The sequence below is a fragment of the Candidatus Glomeribacter gigasporarum BEG34 genome, from assembly GCF_000227585.1.
Lineage (GTDB): Bacteria > Pseudomonadota > Gammaproteobacteria > Burkholderiales > Burkholderiaceae > Glomeribacter > Glomeribacter gigasporarum_B.
This window is the reverse complement of sequence record NZ_CAFB01000038.1, coordinates 105030-122766: the sequence shown is the minus strand read 5'-3', so window position 1 is coordinate 122766 and position 17737 is coordinate 105030. Positions and strand designations below refer to the sequence as shown.

The following is a 17737-nucleotide window of genomic DNA, read 5'->3' as shown; positions in this document are numbered from 1 at the left end:
CTTCTGATCTGAATCCGTTGAGGCGCGCGCAATCAGACCGGATTGCCGCTGCGCTGGATGCGGCTGCGCAGGCGGCGCGCGCCGCCCAAAATCCAGCTTTTCCGTTAGACGCGGCCTCTGTATTACAGGATACAGACCCCAACCAGCAGGAACACAAAGAGCAGTTCCTGCGTTCAAAGAGCGTGCTGCCAAAAATCTATCTGAGCGCCAAAAAGCAGCACCCTGTGTCTCCGTTCGAGATCAAGGCCGGCTGGGTCATTCCCGCCGCGCTCGAATGCGGGCTGAATTCCGATCTTCCAGGACAGACGTGCGCGCGCGTGACTGAAAATGTATATGACACCGCGACTGGCCGTCTCGTGCTGATTCCACAGGGAACAAAGGTGATCGGCGCCTATGACAGCCGGATTGCCTATGGACAACAGCGCATTCTGGTTGTCTGGAACCGGCTGATTTTCCCCGACGCCAGCAGCATCCGCCTGAACGGCATGCCGGGCGTGGACAAAGCAGGCCACGCGGGTTTTGACGCGGATGTGAACCGGCATACATTGCGTATTTTCGGAAATGCATTATTGATGGCCGTATTCTCGGCCGGTATTGAACGCACACAGCGGCATGGCGCAGCGACTGGCCGCGCGCTGGACGATGAGTTTCAGACAATTTCGCAGTCCCTGGGACAGCAGTTGGGGCGCACCGGCGAGGCAATGATCCGGCGCGGAATACGTGTTCAACCGACGTTAACGCGCCCCCCAGGCTATACCTTCAATATCATTGCAACGCGGGATATTGTATTTCCAGATGCCTATCGTCCATAGGCTAGAGCATTTTTCAGTCGATTGGCCCAAGGAGCGAGCGCGAAGACAGTATGAACAATACGGCGAGCGCGAAGCGACACAGGGAAAATCACTGAAAAATGCTCTAAGCCAGCGTCTGTTTAACTTCTGGCACCGCATAGGGCAGGGCGCGCAAAAGAAGTGTTGGACCGTCCGGCGCATGGAGATGAATAACGCCGCAGTCCAGCGCTGCAAGTTTGAGTTCAACCAAACAGTCACTGCCTCCCTCAGGCGCAGGCGCGGCGTTCACCACCGTTCCGCAGGGCTGGCCTGGATCCAGCGAGTGAAACACAAATGCGCCTGCCTGAGTCTGTGCATCCGCCGTGTGCGCCAGCATCATGCGGCGCTTGAGGGCGCCGCGATAATGCATACGCGCAATCACTTCCTGGCCTGGATAGCAGCCTTTGTGGAAATCCACGCCGCCGATGAGTTCAAAATTGATCATCTGCGGCACAAACTGCGCCTGTGTGGCCGCCGTAATCCAGGGTTCTCCCGTCTGTAATGTGAGCCAGTCCCATGCGATGGGATCCATACGCCTCAGTTCCGCATCGAGCATATGCAAATGCACATCCAATACGGAGCGGGGCGCGACCCATAGAATGCGCGCGTGCGCGGCGCGATGCGGCGCGGATGCGGAGGAAAAATAGGGTGCAACGCTCTCAGGACTGTCCGTAAGCCGGATCAACACACCCGCTTCATTTTCGGCTTTGCCATTTACCTCGTCTGGCAGAATCGGGAAAATCCGCTTCAGGCACCGGCCAATATCACCGGCCAGGCCAACGCAGATCAAACGCACGTGCGCGTCGATCAGCTTAACTTTGCTGCGCAGAATAAACATCGCCAGGCGTTGCTGCACCAGGGCGCGCAAATCGGCGGATACCATCAGTTGGACTGCTTCAGCGCTTTTCCAGACCAGAAAAGAGGCCAGCAAACGTCCTTTAGGCGAGCACAGCCCGGCGCGCCGCACGTGCGCATCGTCAAGATGCTGAATATCGTTGCTCAGTTGATTGTGCAAAAAACCCGCTGCATCCGTACCATTGACCTCGATGATCGAGCATGTATCGAGGACAGTAAACGCGCCGCTCAGCGCGCCTGTTTTCAGGAAGTCAAAACTCATTTCTCAAATCGCCGGTTTGCCTAGAGCATTTTTCAGAGAGATTGCCACTGGCGCGAGCGCGAAGCGGCACAGGGCAAGCCGTTGAAAAATGCTCTAACGCCGCCGCATCACCCGCCACATGACAGTGCAAATCAATGCGCCAAAAATTACAATGATCGCCTGAATCGGAACATTCAGTCCAATGAGTATCGCGTACAGGCACAGCATCACGAGTATCGACAGATTCTCGTTGAAATTCTGCACCGCAATCGAGTGGCCGGCGGAGAGCAGTACGTGGCCGCGGTGTTGCAGCAGTGCGTTCATCGGAACAATAAAGAATCCAGCCAATATGCCAACGCCGAGCAGAAACAGGTTCAATATCAATACCGATACAGGCAGATGCAGCGGCCCGAGCGCGATGCTCCATTCAGATGGGAATATATCGCGTGAGTAGAATGCGATGGCAATCAATGCGGCGCCCATCAGCATCCCAACCGGCAGAACGTCCAAGGAACGTTTTAAAGGAATGCGGATTGCCGCGACGATTGCGCCGGCGGCAACGCCGACCGAGACAATCACCTGCAACGCCGCTCCTTCGGATAAGCTCATGCCGAGCGCGTCTTCGGCCCATTCCAGAATAATGAATTGCAGCGTTGCGCCGATGCCCCAAAAGAGCGCTGTCACCGCCAGAGAGATTTGCCCGAGCGGGTCGCGCCATAAGCTCAGGCAGCACTGTGCAAAATCATTCAGCAAACGCGCTGGATGGCGGGGTTGCCGCGGGTAACGCGCGCCGGTGTCCGGAATGCCGAGATTGAGCAGCGCAGCAAGGATATAAAGACCGCTGATGAAGAGCAGCGCGGCCTGGGTGCGCGTGTGGATCAAAGGCAGTTGCAGATCGAGCACGGATTGCACGACCCGGGGCAGAATCAGCCAGCCGCCGAGCGCCGTGCCGAGAATGATCGAGCCAACGGTGGTCCCTTCAATCCAGCCATTCGCGATTACCAGTTTTTCAGGCGGCAACAGTTCGGTCAGGATGCCGTATTTAGCCGGTGAATATGCCGCTGCGCCGAAGCCTACGATACCATAGGCCAGAAGCGGGTGCATGCCGGCCAGCAATGTGAAACAACCGATGAATTTGATTGTATTCGTCATCAGCATCACGCGGCTTTTGGGCATTGCATCGGCGAGGGCGCCGACAAAAGCCGCCAGCGCAACATAGAAGAAAACAAAAAACAGCTTGAGCAGCGGCGTCATCCAGGCCGGCGCAGCGATGTCATGCAACAGGGCAATCGCGGCAATTAACAGCGCGTTATCGGCGAGCGAAGAGAAAAATTGCGCCGCCATGATGGTATAAAAGCCATTCTTCATCAGTTCAGTCAGTTACAGAGTCTTTTTCGGCAAAAAATTTTCAGTATGACGCAACCCAAAATAAAAAGCTTCTATGTATGCAACGCATGCGGCGCGCGCGCGCCGAAATGGCAGGGGCAGTGTCCGGCGTGCGATGCCTGGAATACCCTGACTGAAACCGCAACTGCGCGCGCGGGCGCTTATCCGGCGCTGGCGGGGACCGGAGCGGTGCAGAAGTTGGCGCATATTGAAGCGACTGGCGCGCCGCGTATATCAAGCGGGCTGGGTGAATTCGACCGCGTGCTCGGCGGCGGGCTGGTCGCGGGCGGTGTGGCGCTAATCGGCGGCGATCCAGGGATCGGCAAATCGACCTTGCTGCTACAGTCGCTTGCGGCGCTTGCGCCTGAAAAACGCGTTTTGTATGTCAGCGCAGAGGAATCGGAAGCGCAGATTGCGTTGCGCGCGCAGCGTTTGGGTTTGATGGAACGCGCGCGCGAATTGCGCGTGCTGGCTGAAATCCAACTCGAAAAAATCCAGGTCGCAATTGCATCCGAACAGCCCAGCGTTGCGGTGATTGATTCGATTCAAACGATCTATTCGGAAGCGCTCAGCTCCGCGCCCGGATCGGTCGCGCAGGTGCGCGAGTGCGCCGCGCAGCTCACGCGGCTTGCCAAGCAGTCCTGTGTCACGATCATCATGGTCGGACACGTGACCAAAGAGGGGAGTCTCGCCGGTCCGCGCGTGCTGGAGCATATCGTCGATACGGTTCTGTATTTTGAAGGCGAGTCGCACTCGACCTACCGGCTCGTGCGCGCGTTTAAGAACCGCTTCGGCGCGGTCAACGAACTCGGCGTTTTCGCAATGACTGAACGCGGCCTGCGCGGCGTGTCCAATCCGTCCGCGCTTTTTTTATCACACCATCCGCAGGCGGTGCCCGGGTCGTGCGTGCTCGTCACGCAGGAAGGCTCTCGTCCGCTGCTGGTCGAAATTCAGGCCCTGGTCGATACCACGCATGTGCCCAATCCGCGCCGGCTCGCGGTCGGGCTTGAGCAGAACCGGCTCGCATTGCTGCTGGCGGTATTACACCGGCATGCAGGCATTGCCTGTTTCGATCAGGATGTGTTTCTGAATGCGGTGGGCGGCGTTAAAATCACCGAGCCGGCCGCCGATCTTGCGGTGCTGCTGGCAATTCATTCATCGTTGCGCAACCAGCCGCTGCCGCGCGGACTGGTGGTTTTTGGCGAGGTGGGACTGGCGGGAGAAATCCGCCCGTGTCCGCGCGGTCAGGAGCGTTTGCGGGAAGCAGCGAAGCTGGGATTTTCCGCGGCGCTGATTCCAAAGGCGAATGCGCCTAAACGGGCGTTAGAGGGGCTGGAGGTAAGGGCGGTGGAGCGTATCGAACAGAGCCTGCTCACGGTCTGACTCCGTGAACAGGCTTTTGAAAAATGCCTCGTATTTCCACTGTTACCACTGAGCCGCCACGCCTGCGCCGAAGGATGCGGAGGATTGACCGAAACTCAGACCCAGTTTCGCTCTCAGATGCTCGTTGAAGCGTATCGCGGCGCCCGTTGCAATACCGGCGCGGCCACGGAAGCCCGCAGCGCTGGCGCCCAAGGCGACGCTTTTATCCTTCTCCACATCCGGGAGCATCGCCATCGCCATTGCCATTGCGATCCCTGAAAACGCTTTTTTCTCAAGATCGTCCATCGAATTCCTGACCCTTGAATTGAACAGGTCCCTGGCATTTTGATCCGCTTTGGCCAAGGTATCCTCCAAGCCTTTTTGAAACTGCTGGACGTTGACCGCATCCGTCGGTTTCTCGCCTTGAGCAACATTGGTAATCTGACGCTCTTTGCCCGCAGCGCCGACAGAGACGGTATTATCGCGGTTGGCTACCGAATCCTTGCCGAGCGCGACCGCATTATTCGCATTTGCCTGCGCATTCACCCCCAGCGCTGTCGAGCCTGAACCTTGTTTCACTGAAGCCCGCGCACTATTTGGTTGCGCATCAATGGCGATATACGGAGATCCGCCGCGATTCTCAATATTCGTGATCCGATTTTTGCAGCGTCGCCATCTGGCCGCCGTTCACTGCGTCCTTGCTGCCTTCTGCAATAGTGCCGTCCTTCACGTTCTTTAAAGCAATGCCCGCTGCAGAGCGGGTCACGCCGCCCAAAGTCACACTGTCTTTCTTGTCGTTATCGTAGAGCACCGCCAGTGGAGTTCGACCGCCCGTCTGATCAATCAATCCTTCAACCCTGCGCAGTTGATCAAAATTCACCGCATCGTTCGCGGTCTGTCCAGCAGCGACGTTGCCGATCGTGGTTGGCGCGCCGCCGTCTGGATTCAGTGTCGCTCGACTGTAATTGACCGTGCCGTCGGGATTCAAATCGTATTTGACCGACCGGCTATCCATTGCACCCAGCGCGCCGCCTATCGTGGTACGCGTGGTGCCGCCGATGTTATAGGTAGGGCCGGCGACCGTGCCGTCATTATTAATGCTCATATTCAGCGCATTGGTCACTATCCTGAGCTGACCCACATTCGGGGCATGATGGTCCTCAAAGCCTGCGGCAAGCCTCTCAATCCTGTTGTTTCCAAAATTCGCATTGCTGTTAAATACGGTAGGCCCCATCAGATGGACGCGCTCTCCCTTCAGTTCAAGCTTGCCATCTTTATAGCCAGTGACGCGCGCAGTCGCGTTATTAAAACCATGCCTGCCACGAGTGTCGCCAGCGTTGTGCAAGGAAAAGGTCCATTGAGTATTATTGCATGGCATTTCGGTGCTGTCATTGCTGTGTCCTCGTGAATATCCGTTGCTTTCATCCTCACTGCACAGTTGCAATGCGCCTTTGCCCAGGATGCTTTCTTGCGCCTGCACTATCCCTGTCAATCCCATAGCACTGGCGCCCGCCATCCATAGCGCGGCATGCAGCGTCCAGCGGGTGCGCGTCGCGATGCTTTTCAGTTGATTTGAAGATTTTTGATTCATTTCTCCTCCTCCATTGAAATATCCATGTTCAATAGAACTCCTGCTTTGGGCGGCGCGTATTTTCTTTACGGTTAACCGCATATCAACGCGTGGGATTCTATAGCGTTTATTCCTTTCATGGTCAAGTTTTTTAAGAAAATGCGTGTTTTAGGCTGTAAATCTGAAAAAGGTTCAGCAGCAGCGCCGTGGTAAAATTTGAAGCAAGGAGAATTGATCTATGGCACATGCCGCTTTTGACACGCTTAAATTCGTAGATACACTTGAAGAAGCAGGTATTCCTGAGCTACAGGCGAGGGCAATGTCTGTCGCTGTTCGTAAGGCATATGAGTCTTCAGACGTTGCGACCAAGCAAGACATCGCTGATTTGCGCAAAGACACAAAACAAGACATCGATGATTTGCGCCGTGATATGAAGCAAGAGATTGCGAATGTACGTTATGAAATCGATGATGTACGCCATGAAATCCATGATTTGCGCAAGGACATAGACGCCAAACACGAGTCCTTGCGCAAAGAAATCAAGGAAGCCTCTTTGCGCCAGATCATCTGGCTCGGCAGCGTCGTTTTTCTTCTGATCAATACAGGCCCCCTTCTTCCAAAACTTCTACATTTAAGCTGAGTCTCTTTTCTTCATTTCATCTCTTATGAAAACTGCACGGCGCCCGCTTGGGCCTGTGATGATCGACCTTTCCGGTTGTGAACTGAGCCGCGATGAACAGCGTTGGCTGACGCATCCCAACATGGGCGGCGTCATTCTGTTCGCGCGCAATTTCAGGGACCGCGCGCAACTCGCGGCGTTGACTGTGCAGATTCGTTCAATCCGCCATGATGCGCTGATTGCAGTTGATCATGAAGGCGGGCGCGTACAACGCTTCAGGAGTGATGGCTTTACTCATTTACCCGCGATGCGCCGGCTCGGCGAATGCTGGGACGATGATGCGCCGCTCGCCGCGTGCGCAGCGACCGCCGCCGGCTATATATTGGCTTCGGAATTACGGGCCAGCGGCATTGATTTCAGCTTTACGCCGGTTCTCGACCTGGATTATGGCCGCTCAACCGCGATCGGTGATCGCGCTTTCCATGCCAATCCAGCGATTGTGGCAGCGCTGGCGAAACATCTGTGTCATGGGCTTGCGCTGGCGGGCATGGCGAACTGCGGCAAACATTTTCCGGGGCATGGCTTTGTAGAGGCGGACTCGCATCATGCGATGCCGGTCGATGCCCGCGCGCTCGATACACTCCTGCATGATGCGCAGCCTTATGTCTGGGTCGATCTGGCGCTGGTCGCGGTGATGCCCGCGCATGTGGTGTATTCAGCCGTCGATGCGTGGCCCGCCGGCTTCTCGAAGATCTGGCTGCGCGATATTCTGCGCCGGCGGCTTGGTTTTAGCGGCGCCATTCTGAGCGACGATTTATCGATGGAAGGCGCGCGCGCAATGGGAGATATCGTTGAAAGCGCACAGGCGGTGCTTGACGCCGGCTGCGATATGGCGCTTGTGTGTAATTGTCCAGATCAAACGCAGCAAGTACTCGACCGGGTGCGGCATGCGCCTTCTTCTGATTCCTCCGCGCGTCTGCGCAGCCTGGCGGCGCGCGGCGCAGCGCTGTCCTGGGACGCGCTTACGCGGCAACCGCGCTATCAGGCGGCGCGCGCGCTGTTAAACAGGCTCTAGCGCATTTTTCAGCGGCCTGCACTATGTCGCTTTGCGCTCGCGAAAGTAGCAATCTCACTGAAAAATGCTCTAAGAATGTCCTTATGTTTTCCTGATCAATCCTCCCAAAAGCGCTGCTCTCGGACGTTTTGCCGGTGGACAGGGGGCAAGCTGCGTGTTTGGCTTGTATTCCGGCGCTTTCAGGAAAGGTGAACACGGTTGGCTAAAGTGTGCGCCACCGGACGCAAGCGCTGCGCGTTCAAGGCGGCGCTGAATCAGGGTTTCAATGCCAGCCAGTTGTTTATATTGAGACGGGCTGCACAATGAAAGCGCATCGCCCTGCGCGCCCGCGCGTCCGGTCCGGCCGATGCGATGCACATAATCCTCGGCGTTAAAAGGCAAGTCGAAATTGATCACCGCAGGCAGTTCGGCGATATCCAGGCCGCGCGCCGCCACATCCGTTGCAACCAGAGCTTCAATTGCGCCCTGCTTGAATGCATCCAGCGTCTGCATGCGTTCACGTTGCGTTTTATCGCCATGAATGGCGGCGGCGTTGACGCCGCGACGCGCGAGCTGCCGCGTCAGCCGGCTTGCACCGCTTTTGCTGTTGCAGAAGATAATGACCTGTTTCAGCCCGCGCAAACGAATCAGCCGGGCAGCCGCATCTGCTTTGTCGTTTTCGTCGATTTCATATACGAGCTGGCGCACATTGACGGCGGTTGCATTGCGCGTCTCGATTTCAATCGAGACCGGATCGTTTAAATAATATGCGGCGAGATTCCGGATTTCATCTGAAAACGTGGCGGAGAACAGCAGCGTTTGCCGCTCGCGCGGCAGCGCCGCCAGAATTTTCTGCAAATCCGGCAGAAAACCCATATCCAGCATCCGGTCCGCTTCATCAAGCACCAGTATACCGGTTTGGCCCAATTGAAGGTTTTTTTGTTCCAGATGATCAAGCAGACGGCCCGGCGTTGCGACCAGAATTTCGACGCCGCGCCGCAATTCACCCGCTTGCGCTTTCATATCGACGCCGCCAAAAACGGCCAGGCTGCGCAGCAGCGTGTATTGGGCATAAGCGCGGATATTAGCCGCAACCTGATCGGCGAGTTCGCGCGTCGGCGTCAGAATCAGCGCGCGCACCGGATGCCGCGCCGGCGAGACGCTGGCGTTGGCGAGCGGCAGCAGCCGCTGCAGAATCGGCAGGGAGAAGCCGGCGGTTTTGCCGGTGCCGGTTTGCGCCGCGCCCATCACATCACGACCGGCGAGTGCCGCCGGAATCGCATGCACCTGAATCGGTGTTGGCACCGCGTAACCCTGCTCGGCAATGGACTTCAAAAGATCGTCATGCAGGCCAAAATGGCTAAAGTGGCTGAATATGTCAGACATTGTGGCAGGTATTGTTAAACAGACCGTTGTGCGCGGCGGCGTTCGTGCTCCTTCAGGAAACGTTTGCGCAACCGGATGGACTGCGGCGTCACTTCGACAAGCTCGTCATCATCGACAAATTCAGCCGCATATTCAAGGGAGAGCGGAACCGGCGGAACCAGATCGATGTGTTCATCTTTCCCGGCGGCGCGGATATTCGTCAGTTTCTTTTCACGCACCGGATTTACCACGAGATCATTTTCGCGGCTGTGAATGCCGATGATCATGCCTTCATACAGGGTATCGCCCGGATGTACAAACATCCGTCCGCGTTCCTGCAGTTTCCAGAGCGCGTATGCAACCGCCGCGCCGTCATCCTGGGAAATCAGCGCGCCGTTACGGCGTGCGCCGATGCCGCCGCTATTTGCGGCAACGGGCGCGTAGGCGTCAAAAATATGGCTCATCAGTCCGGTGCCGCGCGTGAGCGTCATAAAGACGCTTTGCAGGCCGATCAGGCCGCGCGCCGCAATCCGGTACTCAAGACGGATTCGCCCCTGCGCATCCGAGGCCATATCGAGCAGCTCGCCTTTGCGCCGGCCTATTTCTTCCATCACGCCGCCCTGATGCGCGTCTTCGATATCGACGGTCAGCAGTTCAAATGGCTCGTGCTGAATACCGTTGATTTCACGCATGACAACGCGGGGACGCGAAACCGCCAGTTCATAGCCTTCGCGCCGCATATTTTCGATCAGAATCGTTAGATGCAGTTCGCCGCGGCCAGAGACTTCAAAAACCGTCTCGTCCTCGGTGTCTTTGACGCGCAATGCCACATTGTGATTCAGTTCGCGCATTAATCGCTCGCGCAATTGCCGGCTGGTGACGAATTTGCCTTCGCGGCCCGCGAGCGGCGAGGTATTCACGCAAAAATTCATGGTCAATGTGGGTTCGTCGATCGCGATCATCGGCAGCGCTTCCGGATTTGACAGATCACACAGGGTTGCGCCAATGCCGATCTCTTCAATGCCGTTAACCAACACGATATCGCCCGCCTGCGCACGCTCGACTTCGACGCGCTCCAGTCCTTTGAACTGGTGAATCTGGTTGATTTTGCGCGGCAATACGTCGCCGCCTGGGCCAAAGCGCAGCGCAACGGTTTGGCCTTTGTTCAGCGCGCCGCGCGAGATGCGGCCGATGCCGATGCGTCCAACATAGCTCGAATAGTCCAGCGCGGCGATTTGCAATTGCAACGGCCCGTTTGGGTCCGCAGTGCGCACAGGGACATATTGCAGGATGGCTTCAAACAAAGGTTGTAAGGTGCCTGTGCGCACGCGTGCATCATGGCCTGCGTAACCGTGCAGGCCAGAGGCGTAAATGACCGGAAAATCAAGCTGCTGCTCGGATGCGCCCAGTTTGTCGAATAGATCAAAAGTCTGGTTGATCACCCAGTCGGCGCGCGCGCCGGGCCGGTCGATCTTGTTGACAACGACAATCGACTGCAAGCCTTGCGCGAGCGCTTTTTTGGTCACAAAACGGGTTTGCGGCATCGGCCCTTCGACCGCATCCACCAGCAGCAGCACGCTATCGACCATCGACAGGACGCGCTCGACTTCGCCGCCAAAATCGGCATGGCCAGGCGTATCGACAATATTGATATGCGTGCCAAGGTATTCAATCGCGCAGTTCTTGGCGAGAATCGTAATGCCGCGTTCTTTTTCCAGGGCATTGGAATCCATCACGCGCTCGGCGACCGTTTGATTCTCCCGGAATGCACCAGACTGGCGGAGCATTTGATCGACCAGGGTGGTTTTGCCATGATCGACATGCGCGATGATGGCAATATTGCGGCGTGCGCGAGTCAGAGTCATGCAGAATATTGATACATATGAATGGGATAACCGCGGTCCCGGTAAAAGCGGTAACGCGCGCGCGCGGCGTGAAGCTGTGCTTCTTCTGCTCCGACAACTTCAAGCAGCCTGGTGAAGCGCACGAAATCCGGCGGTATCTCCGTTCCAAGGTTCAGTAAAATCTGTTGCGCGGACGCATCAACGCCATGCGCGCCCAGAATGATCGGCGTTGCCGTCGCGTGCGCGTCCTCCGCTCGGCAATGCGGGATGAAATCCAGCGCGGAAAATGTCCACAGTTGCGCATCAAAGGCGCGCAACAAGTCATCATCGGCAATGACGCACAGCGTTTCACCCGCGGCGTACACCTTGCGCGCCAGGCGGCACGCATAATTCAGCCGTTGGGCATCAATGCCCACATGGGTGTGAAAGTCGATTCGCGTCATTTCTACAGGCTTCTTAGCCAGTACGGCAAGGGGCGCTGCGCCGACCAGCGCGGCTGCGCGAAACTTCTGAGTCTATTATAATTCGCAGTTGCACTTGATACATGATGCACATAGATGATTTCTCGCTGTATTTCCAGCGAGTGCCTTATCTCAGTATTGAAAAAGCCAGCGCGCAGCGCGTCGAATTTCTGTTCCGCGGCGCTGCCGGGCGCGCCCAGCGGTGCGCATTAGGCGCCGTATTTGCGCTTGCGTTTCCGTGTAACTCCGGGCGCGGCGGTCAGGCGGACAATCCGCCGCCCGCGCAGATTCAGCAAGCGCATCGCCTCTCTTTATTATTGGCATCCAGCGCTTTTGCGCTGGATTTGGGTTTGCAGCATGAGGGCTGTTTCTGGTTGCTCTGGAAGCGCTTTGATCCGGAAGCGGTGCAGACGCCGGACGCGGTTTTTGCCGCGCTCGACAATATGGTCTACATCATGCGTTTTTTATATCACCGATGTTTTAAAGTGTCGCGCCGTAGCAGTCACCGCAATATGCGTCATACGTCTCAAGCAGCGCAATTTGCCTAGAAATGCAGGAAAAAAGTGTGGTGAAAAGCATTGGAATATTAGGCGCCGCCGTGTTGTGCTGCGTAGCGATGCGCGCCGGCTGGACGCAAACGCGCCTTCCCTGGAAAGGGCCGCCGTATTTCATGGCCACGCGCGGCGCAAAGGTCTCCGAGACGCTGCAGGACATCGGCGCGAATTATGGCGTTCCCATTATTGTCAGCGCGCAGGTGGAAGACTATTTCACTGGCACGATTCGCAACGAGATGCCGGACGCGATTCTGCGCCGCTTTGCGCAATTGTTCAATCTCGCGACGTATTACGATGGCCAGGCGCTCTATGTCTATAAGGGAGACGAGGTAAAGAGCCAGATTATTACGCCGCGCTATTTGGGGACGGACCGTCTGATTCATTATTTGACGCATGGCGGCATCGCAGCGCAGCAATACTGCGCGCTGCGCAAAGTGGGGCAATTCAATGCGCTTGAAGTCTTTGGTGTACCGAAATGTATCGATCGGGTGACGGAACTGGCGAAAAATCTGGATGAGAAAGTGCTTGATCAGGCGCAGAATCAGGAAACGGTACAGATTTTCCCGCTGCGTTTTGCCTCCGCTGCGGATAGCGCCTATGCCTATCGCGGTCAGCAAGTGCGGATACCGGGCGTGGTCAGCGTGTTGCGCGACATGATCCAAAGCCGTTCTCCAGCGGGCGAAAATATGTCTGGCGAGGCAGCCGGGCCCGTGATGCCCGCAAATCTGATGACCAATGTCTTGCCCTCATTTTCAGCGGACTCAAGACAGAACGCGGTGGTCGTGCGCGACCGGAAGGTGAATATGCCGCTGTATGCAAAGCTGATTGAGCAACTGGATCAGCGGCCAGTTCAGATTGAAATATCGGTCGCGATTATTGATGTAGATGCATCCAATTTGAGCGAGCTGGGCGTCGATTGGTCCGCCGCCGCAAATCTGGGCCGTTTCGGCTCGGTGAGCTTTAACAGCAATCCGGCGAAAAAAGAGGGCATGGGCATGTTCAGCACGATATTGAGCGATACGCCGAGCTTTCTGGTGCGGCTCAATGCGCTGCAACAGAATTCCAAAGCAAAAATTCTATCGCGCCCCTCGGTGGTGACGCTGAACAATATGCAGGCGGTGCTGGATAACAATATTACTTTTTATACCAAACTGGAGGGAGAAAAGGCGGTCAAACTGGAATCGGTCGTGACCGGTTCGCTGCTGCGCGTGACGCCGCGCCTGATTGAAAATGAGAACGAGCAACAACAGATCATGTTAACGCTCAATATCCAGGATGGCAGTCAGCTTAAACCCGTTGAAGGCAGCCGGGAAGGATTGCCGCAAATCAAGAATTCTGAGATTTCCACACAAGCGACTTTAGAGGCGGGCCAAAGCCTGTTGTTAGGCGGCTTTGTGCAGAATGCGCAAAGACAGGGGGAAAATAAAATCCCGCTCCTCGGAGATATTCCGGTATTAGGCCATTTGTTCCGCAGTAAAAGGGATAGCACGCACAATGTGGTGCGGCTCTTCTTGATCAAGGCTCAGCCGCAATTGGATCGCGCAGATTCATGATGAAAGCGAAGATGCGGCGGCGTATTCTCCTGTGCGCCGCGTTTCTGACAAGTTGCGGCGCACTGGCGCTATGCGCTGTGGCATGGCGATGGCAAAGGGCGCTGGAATCTTTGCCCGCTCAATCATTCGACGTGCAGCAGTATTCAGCGGCCTTGCGCGCCGGGGCGGGATTTCAGGGGCGCGTTGCGCGCGATGAAATGGGCATCGTCACGCTTTCCGGGAGGTGCGAGGACACGGCCAAGCTTGCGCCATTCTTGGAACAGTTGGAACAGAGCGATATTGCCTACCAGAATCAGACGGTTTGCGCAGATGAGTTGCGCCGCAGCGTTGCCTGGGTACTGCATCGAAATGGCTATCCAAATGCACGAGTGGAGTCTGGAGCCACGCCGGACGCGGTGGTGATTACGACGGCTCCCGATCTGGGTGATCCAGGCGATCAGCGCTGGTTTTCCGTGAGCCGCCAACTGAGCCAACTCCCTGGTTTACGCGCCTGGAAGCTCAACTTTTCATCCGGAGACAAAGAGCGCGCGCGCGCGGATGCGGCGCCTGTTGTTCATGACGCTGCGCCGGGCGCGGCTTCCTCTGCTTCTGAAACCAAAGCGGGCATTCTTTCAACGCTATTTCGCTCGGCAAGCCGGATCTCGGCTTGGCTGGGCTTTCCCGATCATGCCGGTTATTGGAGCATCAAAGCGCTTGAACTGAGCGCGCAAAGCATCGGGGAAGGCTATATTGCAGCCGTGAGTCAGCAGTATCAGATTCCTTTGCACCTGGCGCAGACGGTGATCTGGATTGAATCGCGCGGACGGCATACGGATGCGCAGGGCCGTATTCTGACTTCGCCTAAAGGCGCGCTTGGTATCATGCAACTGATGCCGGAGACCGCGCGCGAACTTAAAGTGAACCCGTTTGATGTGCGTGACAATATTCGCGGCGGGTTTGCTTATCTCGCGCAACTGGCGCACAAATATCAGAGAGATTGGGATAAGGTCATCGCCGCCTATAACTGGGGACCGCGCAATATCGACGAAGCGGTTGCGCAGCACGGCGCAAACTGGCGCATTGCATTGCCTAAAGAGAGCGAGAGTTATCTACTGCGGATGAACAGGCGGATACGCCGAACCATTTAAAGCATTTTTCAGCGGCTTGTATAGCGTCGCTTTTTCAGCAGCGCCGCCCGACTCGGCAATCACAGCCTCACAGCCATTGATGAAATGACTTCTACACATCGTTATCAAGCACCCCAAGCCGATACGCCCTGCACGTTAATTTGGCCGCATTATGCGCATCCAGTTTGTGCATCAGATTCAGCCGGTGCGTTTCCACGGTTTTGAGACTGATGGTCAGTTTGTTCGCAATCTCGCGGTTGCGATCTCCCTGCGCAATCAGCTTGAGCACTTGCTTTTCCCGCCGGGTGAGCGCAAAACGCCGGCTTTCTTCGGTACCGGCCATGAGCGCAATGACTTGCCGCTCGTTCAAGGCTGGGTCCAGATACAGATTGCCGTGAAACACGATATCCATCGCTTGCAACAGCTCTTTCTTGCTGCTGCGTTTCAGAACATAGCCAAGAGCGCCGGCATTCAGCGCGTCGGCTGCGCGCACTTCTGTAGCACTGGCCGTGAGCGCTAGAATTTTAGTGTTTGGCACACCCTTATGAATCTGCAGAATCGCTTCAATTCCGTCCAGCTCAGGCAGACTCAAATCCATCAGTACAATGGACGGATGATGCGTATGGCAGAGCGCAACCGCATCTTGCCCATTTTCCGCTTCAGCAATGATCTTCAAGTTTGGAACATCATCAAGCAGAGTGCGCAGCCCTTCGCGCATCAGATGATGGTCATCCACAATCAAGACAGTACAGGTTCTTTGTGTGACCGTGCGCGCTTCTGCATGATTCGAGTTCACAAGCGACTCCTAAGTGGTGCCCCATCAATGTGATCAGCACAGAAAGTATAAGCTTGATTCTTGAAATCAACGCAAACTGTTGTGGTTCTTCTCTTTACAAAATATGTTACTCTTTAAAGCTGATAGAAGCTGGAATCTGTATACCATAGCCAAGCGCATTTCATCTGAGACAAGGAAGCAGCCGCGGAGACAGTATACAAATACGGCGAGCTTTGAAGCCGCCGTATCAGATGAAATGCGCTTGGCTATAAAATAGAATGAGAATGAGGGACTATGGACAGTAATGCATCGCTGATTGAGCAGATTATGGCAAAGACAAACGAACAGGTAGAGGCGCTTACGCAAAAAGTCCAGAACCTGATCGATACGGGCGATCTTTCCAATCCAGCGGTCATGTCCCAGTTTCAGCTATTTTTAGGACAGCTGTCGGTACTCAGCAATCTACCCAGTTCTATCGTGAAAGTGTATGTAGATAGATGTCAGTCGATTATTCAGCGTATTGGGTAGACATTTCCCCTATTCCTCCGGGAGAGAGGCAGGGTCAGGGTGAGCGCTGTTCTTCAACAAGAGATTAAACGGCTTCTGGTCGAAGCGGCCATTGCGGCGCCCAATTATGGTTTGACAATGCCCGCTCAGGGTTTGCTGAATGCGCTGCCAGCGCTTGGTCTGGATCGTGAGACGAAGGCTTTGACAACGGCGATGATCCGTTTTGGTTTAAAAAAACCGCGCAGTGCATTAAATGCCCTGAAAGGCATCGACAATGAAGATGCGCGTGTGCTGCGCCAAACCATTGTTGAATATCTTGAAGAGATGGAACGCAAAAGGCGCGCCTGGATGGGTTAATTCTTTTTAAGAATCAAGGAATTCTTATGACTATTGATATTTCGAATCTGAATGTATCGCCCGCCTTGCTGCCTAAAATGCTGTCTGAAACAGCGCCGCAGTCCGCTGCAGCAGCGCCGAGCGCTCGCCAGATCAGCGATTTTGCGCAATGGATGAATGCGGCCAGGCTGCAGCAATCCAGCGAAATGCTGCAAAAAATGCCGGGTTCCCCCATTCAGGCGGGCGCTGTTGCGCCGCCATCGGATACGGCGCTGCTTGGCGCGCTTCAGTCTCAGGAGCAGGAGATTAAAAAGCGTTTCCGGTCAGACACTTTGAGCGCTGCGCAAGATCCTGCAGCGGCGCTCAAAGTGCAGGGCGAAGTGGCGATGGCTACCCTGAAGCTGGAACTGCTGACAAAAATCACGAATGGGATTACGCAGGGTATTAATAAACTGACATCAATGGCATAACAATGCGCTTTGTAGAGCATTTTTCAGTGATTTTCCCTGTGTCGCTTCGCGCTCGCTCCTTGGGAAAATCACTGAAAAATGCTCTAGTCGTTTACTTGCTGCTATTGAGCGCGCTGTTGGCCGGTTGCAAAGTGACGCTTTATTCCGACTTGACCGAATCTGAAGCGAATCAGATGCTGGCGTTGCTGATGATGAACCGAATCAGTGCGGCCAAACAGCAAAATAAGGCGGGCGCATTAACGCTGCAGGTCGAAAAAACGCAGTTTATTCAGGCGGTCGAAGTGTTGCGGCAAAACGGCTATCCGCGTCCCAAATACGCATCGGTGATGGATGTTTTCCCCTCCAATCAATTTATTTCATCGCCTGAGCAGGAAAAGGCGAAGATGAATTATCTGAAGGAACAGCGTCTTGAATCCATGTTGATGAATATCGATGGCGTGATTGTGGCGCGCGTGTCGATTGGCGCAGAGCCGGCAGATAGCCTAGGCATTGAGACGGTGCGGCCAACCGCTTCAGTGTTCATCAAATATTCGCCAGCGATGAACCTTTCCACTTGGCAGGGGCAAATACGGGATCTTGTCCGTCAAGGGGTCGCGGGAATTCAGGATGATCATATCAGCGTGGTCATGGCGCCGGCGAGCTATCGTTATACGCCCTCACAGGCGCAGCAGGCAATGCAGTCATGGTGGGTGCGCTTGGTTCAGCATCCATTATGGTTTGGCGGACTGGCTGCTGCCGTATTTGCCCTGCTGGTTGTTGCCGCCGGCTTTTCAATCTGGAACGCGCGCCGTGCATCATGATCAAACGAGCGGGCGGACATCGACTAGAAGTCATTTCATAAATAGGCGA

At 55.7% G+C, this 17737-nt stretch carries 19 protein-coding genes; 11 read left to right on the top strand and 8 right to left on the bottom strand.

The genetic code is table 11. The annotated features are described in order from the left end of the window. Positions 1–812, top strand: an 812-nt coding sequence (locus CAGGBEG34_RS03510; RefSeq protein ID WP_203224832.1) for a TraB/TrbI/VirB10 family type IV secretion system protein, incomplete at its 5' end; no start/stop codon positions are given. A gap of 103 nt (positions 813–915) precedes the next feature. Here CAGGBEG34_RS03510 and ygfZ read toward each other — a convergent pair. Both ygfZ and lplT read right to left on the bottom strand, forming a co-directional pair. After that, positions 916–1947, bottom strand: coding sequence for a CAF17-like 4Fe-4S cluster assembly/insertion protein YgfZ (ygfZ, locus tag CAGGBEG34_RS03505; protein ID WP_006682481.1), 1032 nt, complete (start codon positions 1945–1947; stop codon positions 916–918). 93 nt (positions 1948–2040) lie between these two features. Then, positions 2041–3294, bottom strand: a complete 1254-nt coding sequence (gene lplT, locus CAGGBEG34_RS03500; RefSeq protein WP_006682480.1) for a lysophospholipid transporter LplT — start codon at positions 3292–3294, stop codon at positions 2041–2043. A gap of 45 nt (positions 3295–3339) precedes the next feature. Here lplT and radA point away from each other — a divergent pair, with 45 nt between their 5' ends. After that, entirely contained in the window at positions 3340–4695 is a 1356-nt protein-coding gene (gene radA, locus CAGGBEG34_RS03495; protein ID WP_006682479.1) for a DNA repair protein RadA, read from the top strand. 42 nt (positions 4696–4737) lie between these two features. On the opposite strand, the gene CAGGBEG34_RS03490 is transcribed toward radA, so the two are convergent. Together CAGGBEG34_RS03490 and CAGGBEG34_RS03485 are read right to left on the bottom strand one after the other, a co-directional pair. Further along, positions 4738–5253 (bottom strand): YadA C-terminal domain-containing protein, encoded by a 516-nt coding sequence (locus CAGGBEG34_RS03490; protein WP_050009300.1) that lies wholly within the window; start codon positions 5251–5253, stop codon positions 4738–4740. A gap of 61 nt (positions 5254–5314) precedes the next feature. Next, complete coding sequence (locus CAGGBEG34_RS03485) at positions 5315–6265, bottom strand: hypothetical protein (RefSeq protein ID WP_042687944.1); 951 nt, start codon at positions 6263–6265, stop codon at positions 5315–5317. 217 nt (positions 6266–6482) lie between these two features. Between CAGGBEG34_RS03485 and CAGGBEG34_RS03480 the strand changes: the two genes are divergently transcribed. Both CAGGBEG34_RS03480 and nagZ read left to right on the top strand, forming a co-directional pair. Then, complete coding sequence (locus CAGGBEG34_RS03480) at positions 6483–6884, top strand: coiled-coil domain-containing protein (RefSeq protein WP_006682478.1); 402 nt, start codon at positions 6483–6485, stop codon at positions 6882–6884. Between the two features lie 25 nt (positions 6885–6909). Beyond that, complete coding sequence (gene nagZ / locus CAGGBEG34_RS03475) at positions 6910–7938, top strand: beta-N-acetylhexosaminidase (protein ID WP_006682477.1); 1029 nt, start codon at positions 6910–6912, stop codon at positions 7936–7938. An 81-nt stretch (positions 7939–8019) separates the two neighbouring features. Here the strand turns inward: nagZ and CAGGBEG34_RS03470 are convergent, their stop codons facing one another. The 3 genes from CAGGBEG34_RS03470 to CAGGBEG34_RS03460 are packed head-to-tail and all read right to left on the bottom strand — an operon-like array spanning position 8020 to position 11569. Continuing rightward, positions 8020–9303, bottom strand: coding sequence for a DEAD/DEAH box helicase (locus CAGGBEG34_RS03470; RefSeq protein ID WP_006682476.1), 1284 nt, complete (start codon positions 9301–9303; stop codon positions 8020–8022). A gap of 14 nt (positions 9304–9317) precedes the next feature. After that, entirely contained in the window at positions 9318–11141 is a 1824-nt protein-coding gene (gene typA / locus CAGGBEG34_RS03465; protein ID WP_042687988.1) for a translational GTPase TypA, read from the bottom strand. 2 nt (positions 11142–11143) lie between these two features. Beyond that, complete coding sequence (locus tag CAGGBEG34_RS03460) at positions 11144–11569, bottom strand: DNA polymerase III subunit chi (protein ID WP_006682474.1); 426 nt, start codon at positions 11567–11569, stop codon at positions 11144–11146. Positions 11570–11670: 101 nt separating this feature from the next. On the opposite strand from CAGGBEG34_RS03460, the gene CAGGBEG34_RS03455 reads away from it, so the two are divergent. Genes CAGGBEG34_RS03455 through CAGGBEG34_RS09600 form a run of 3 tightly spaced genes read left to right on the top strand, consistent with a single transcriptional unit; the run spans position 11671 to position 14821 of the window. Continuing rightward, positions 11671–12135, top strand: coding sequence for a hypothetical protein (locus CAGGBEG34_RS03455; protein WP_042687941.1), 465 nt, complete (start codon positions 11671–11673; stop codon positions 12133–12135). A gap of 2 nt (positions 12136–12137) precedes the next feature. Further along, complete coding sequence (locus CAGGBEG34_RS03450) at positions 12138–13694, top strand: EscC/YscC/HrcC family type III secretion system outer membrane ring protein (protein WP_006682472.1); 1557 nt, start codon at positions 12138–12140, stop codon at positions 13692–13694. After that, positions 13691–14821, top strand: a complete 1131-nt coding sequence (locus tag CAGGBEG34_RS09600; protein ID WP_006682471.1) for a transglycosylase SLT domain-containing protein — start codon at positions 13691–13693, stop codon at positions 14819–14821. The genes CAGGBEG34_RS03450 and CAGGBEG34_RS09600 overlap by 4 nt, the downstream gene beginning before the upstream one ends. A gap of 91 nt (positions 14822–14912) precedes the next feature. On the opposite strand, the gene CAGGBEG34_RS03440 is transcribed toward CAGGBEG34_RS09600, so the two are convergent. Further along, positions 14913–15596 carry a response regulator gene (locus CAGGBEG34_RS03440; RefSeq protein WP_006682470.1) on the bottom strand — a complete coding sequence of 228 codons (684 nt, stop codon included), beginning with the start codon at positions 15594–15596 and terminating at the stop codon, positions 14913–14915. Between the two features lie 273 nt (positions 15597–15869). On the opposite strand from CAGGBEG34_RS03440, the gene sctF reads away from it, so the two are divergent. Genes sctF through sctJ form a run of 4 tightly spaced genes read left to right on the top strand, consistent with a single transcriptional unit; the run spans position 15870 to position 17688 of the window. Next, complete coding sequence (sctF, locus tag CAGGBEG34_RS03435) at positions 15870–16103, top strand: type III secretion system needle filament subunit SctF (RefSeq protein ID WP_006682469.1); 234 nt, start codon at positions 15870–15872, stop codon at positions 16101–16103. Positions 16104–16142: 39 nt separating this feature from the next. Further along, positions 16143–16439: an EscG/YscG/SsaH family type III secretion system needle protein co-chaperone gene (locus CAGGBEG34_RS03430; protein WP_006682468.1), complete on the top strand. Its 297-nt coding sequence runs from the start codon at positions 16143–16145 to the stop codon at positions 16437–16439. Between the two features lie 26 nt (positions 16440–16465). Beyond that, complete coding sequence (locus CAGGBEG34_RS03425) at positions 16466–16888, top strand: hypothetical protein (protein ID WP_006682467.1); 423 nt, start codon at positions 16466–16468, stop codon at positions 16886–16888. A 2-nt stretch (positions 16889–16890) separates the two neighbouring features. Beyond that, positions 16891–17688, top strand: coding sequence for a type III secretion system inner membrane ring lipoprotein SctJ (gene sctJ, locus CAGGBEG34_RS03420; RefSeq protein WP_102033268.1), 798 nt, complete (start codon positions 16891–16893; stop codon positions 17686–17688). Positions 17689–17737: the final 49 nt, after the last annotated feature.

What these genes read in the sequence shown, in the direction of transcription:
- CAGGBEG34_RS03425 (WP_006682467.1), top strand. Translation starts at nt 16,466, where the DNA reads ATGACTATTGATATTTCGAATCTGAATGTATCGCCCGCCTTGCTGCCT.
- CAGGBEG34_RS03470 (WP_006682476.1), bottom strand. Translation starts at nt 9,303, where the DNA reads ATGTCTGACATATTCAGCCACTTTAGCCATTTTGGCCTGCATGACGAT.
- CAGGBEG34_RS09600 (WP_006682471.1), top strand. Translation starts at nt 13,691, where the DNA reads ATGATGAAAGCGAAGATGCGGCGGCGTATTCTCCTGTGCGCCGCGTTT.
- sctJ (WP_102033268.1), top strand. Translation starts at nt 16,891, where the DNA reads ATGCGCTTTGTAGAGCATTTTTCAGTGATTTTCCCTGTGTCGCTTCGC.
- ygfZ (WP_006682481.1), bottom strand. Translation starts at nt 1,947, where the DNA reads ATGAGTTTTGACTTCCTGAAAACAGGCGCGCTGAGCGGCGCGTTTACT.
- CAGGBEG34_RS03450 (WP_006682472.1), top strand. Translation starts at nt 12,138, where the DNA reads ATGCAGGAAAAAAGTGTGGTGAAAAGCATTGGAATATTAGGCGCCGCC.
- sctF (WP_006682469.1), top strand. Translation starts at nt 15,870, where the DNA reads ATGGACAGTAATGCATCGCTGATTGAGCAGATTATGGCAAAGACAAAC.
- radA (WP_006682479.1), top strand. Translation starts at nt 3,340, where the DNA reads ATGACGCAACCCAAAATAAAAAGCTTCTATGTATGCAACGCATGCGGC.
- nagZ (WP_006682477.1), top strand. Translation starts at nt 6,910, where the DNA reads ATGAAAACTGCACGGCGCCCGCTTGGGCCTGTGATGATCGACCTTTCC.
- CAGGBEG34_RS03460 (WP_006682474.1), bottom strand. Translation starts at nt 11,569, where the DNA reads ATGACGCGAATCGACTTTCACACCCATGTGGGCATTGATGCCCAACGG.
- lplT (WP_006682480.1), bottom strand. Translation starts at nt 3,294, where the DNA reads ATGAAGAATGGCTTTTATACCATCATGGCGGCGCAATTTTTCTCTTCG.
- CAGGBEG34_RS03455 (WP_042687941.1), top strand. Translation starts at nt 11,671, where the DNA reads ATGATGCACATAGATGATTTCTCGCTGTATTTCCAGCGAGTGCCTTAT.
- CAGGBEG34_RS03480 (WP_006682478.1), top strand. Translation starts at nt 6,483, where the DNA reads ATGGCACATGCCGCTTTTGACACGCTTAAATTCGTAGATACACTTGAA.
- CAGGBEG34_RS03485 (WP_042687944.1), bottom strand. Translation starts at nt 6,265, where the DNA reads ATGAATCAAAAATCTTCAAATCAACTGAAAAGCATCGCGACGCGCACC.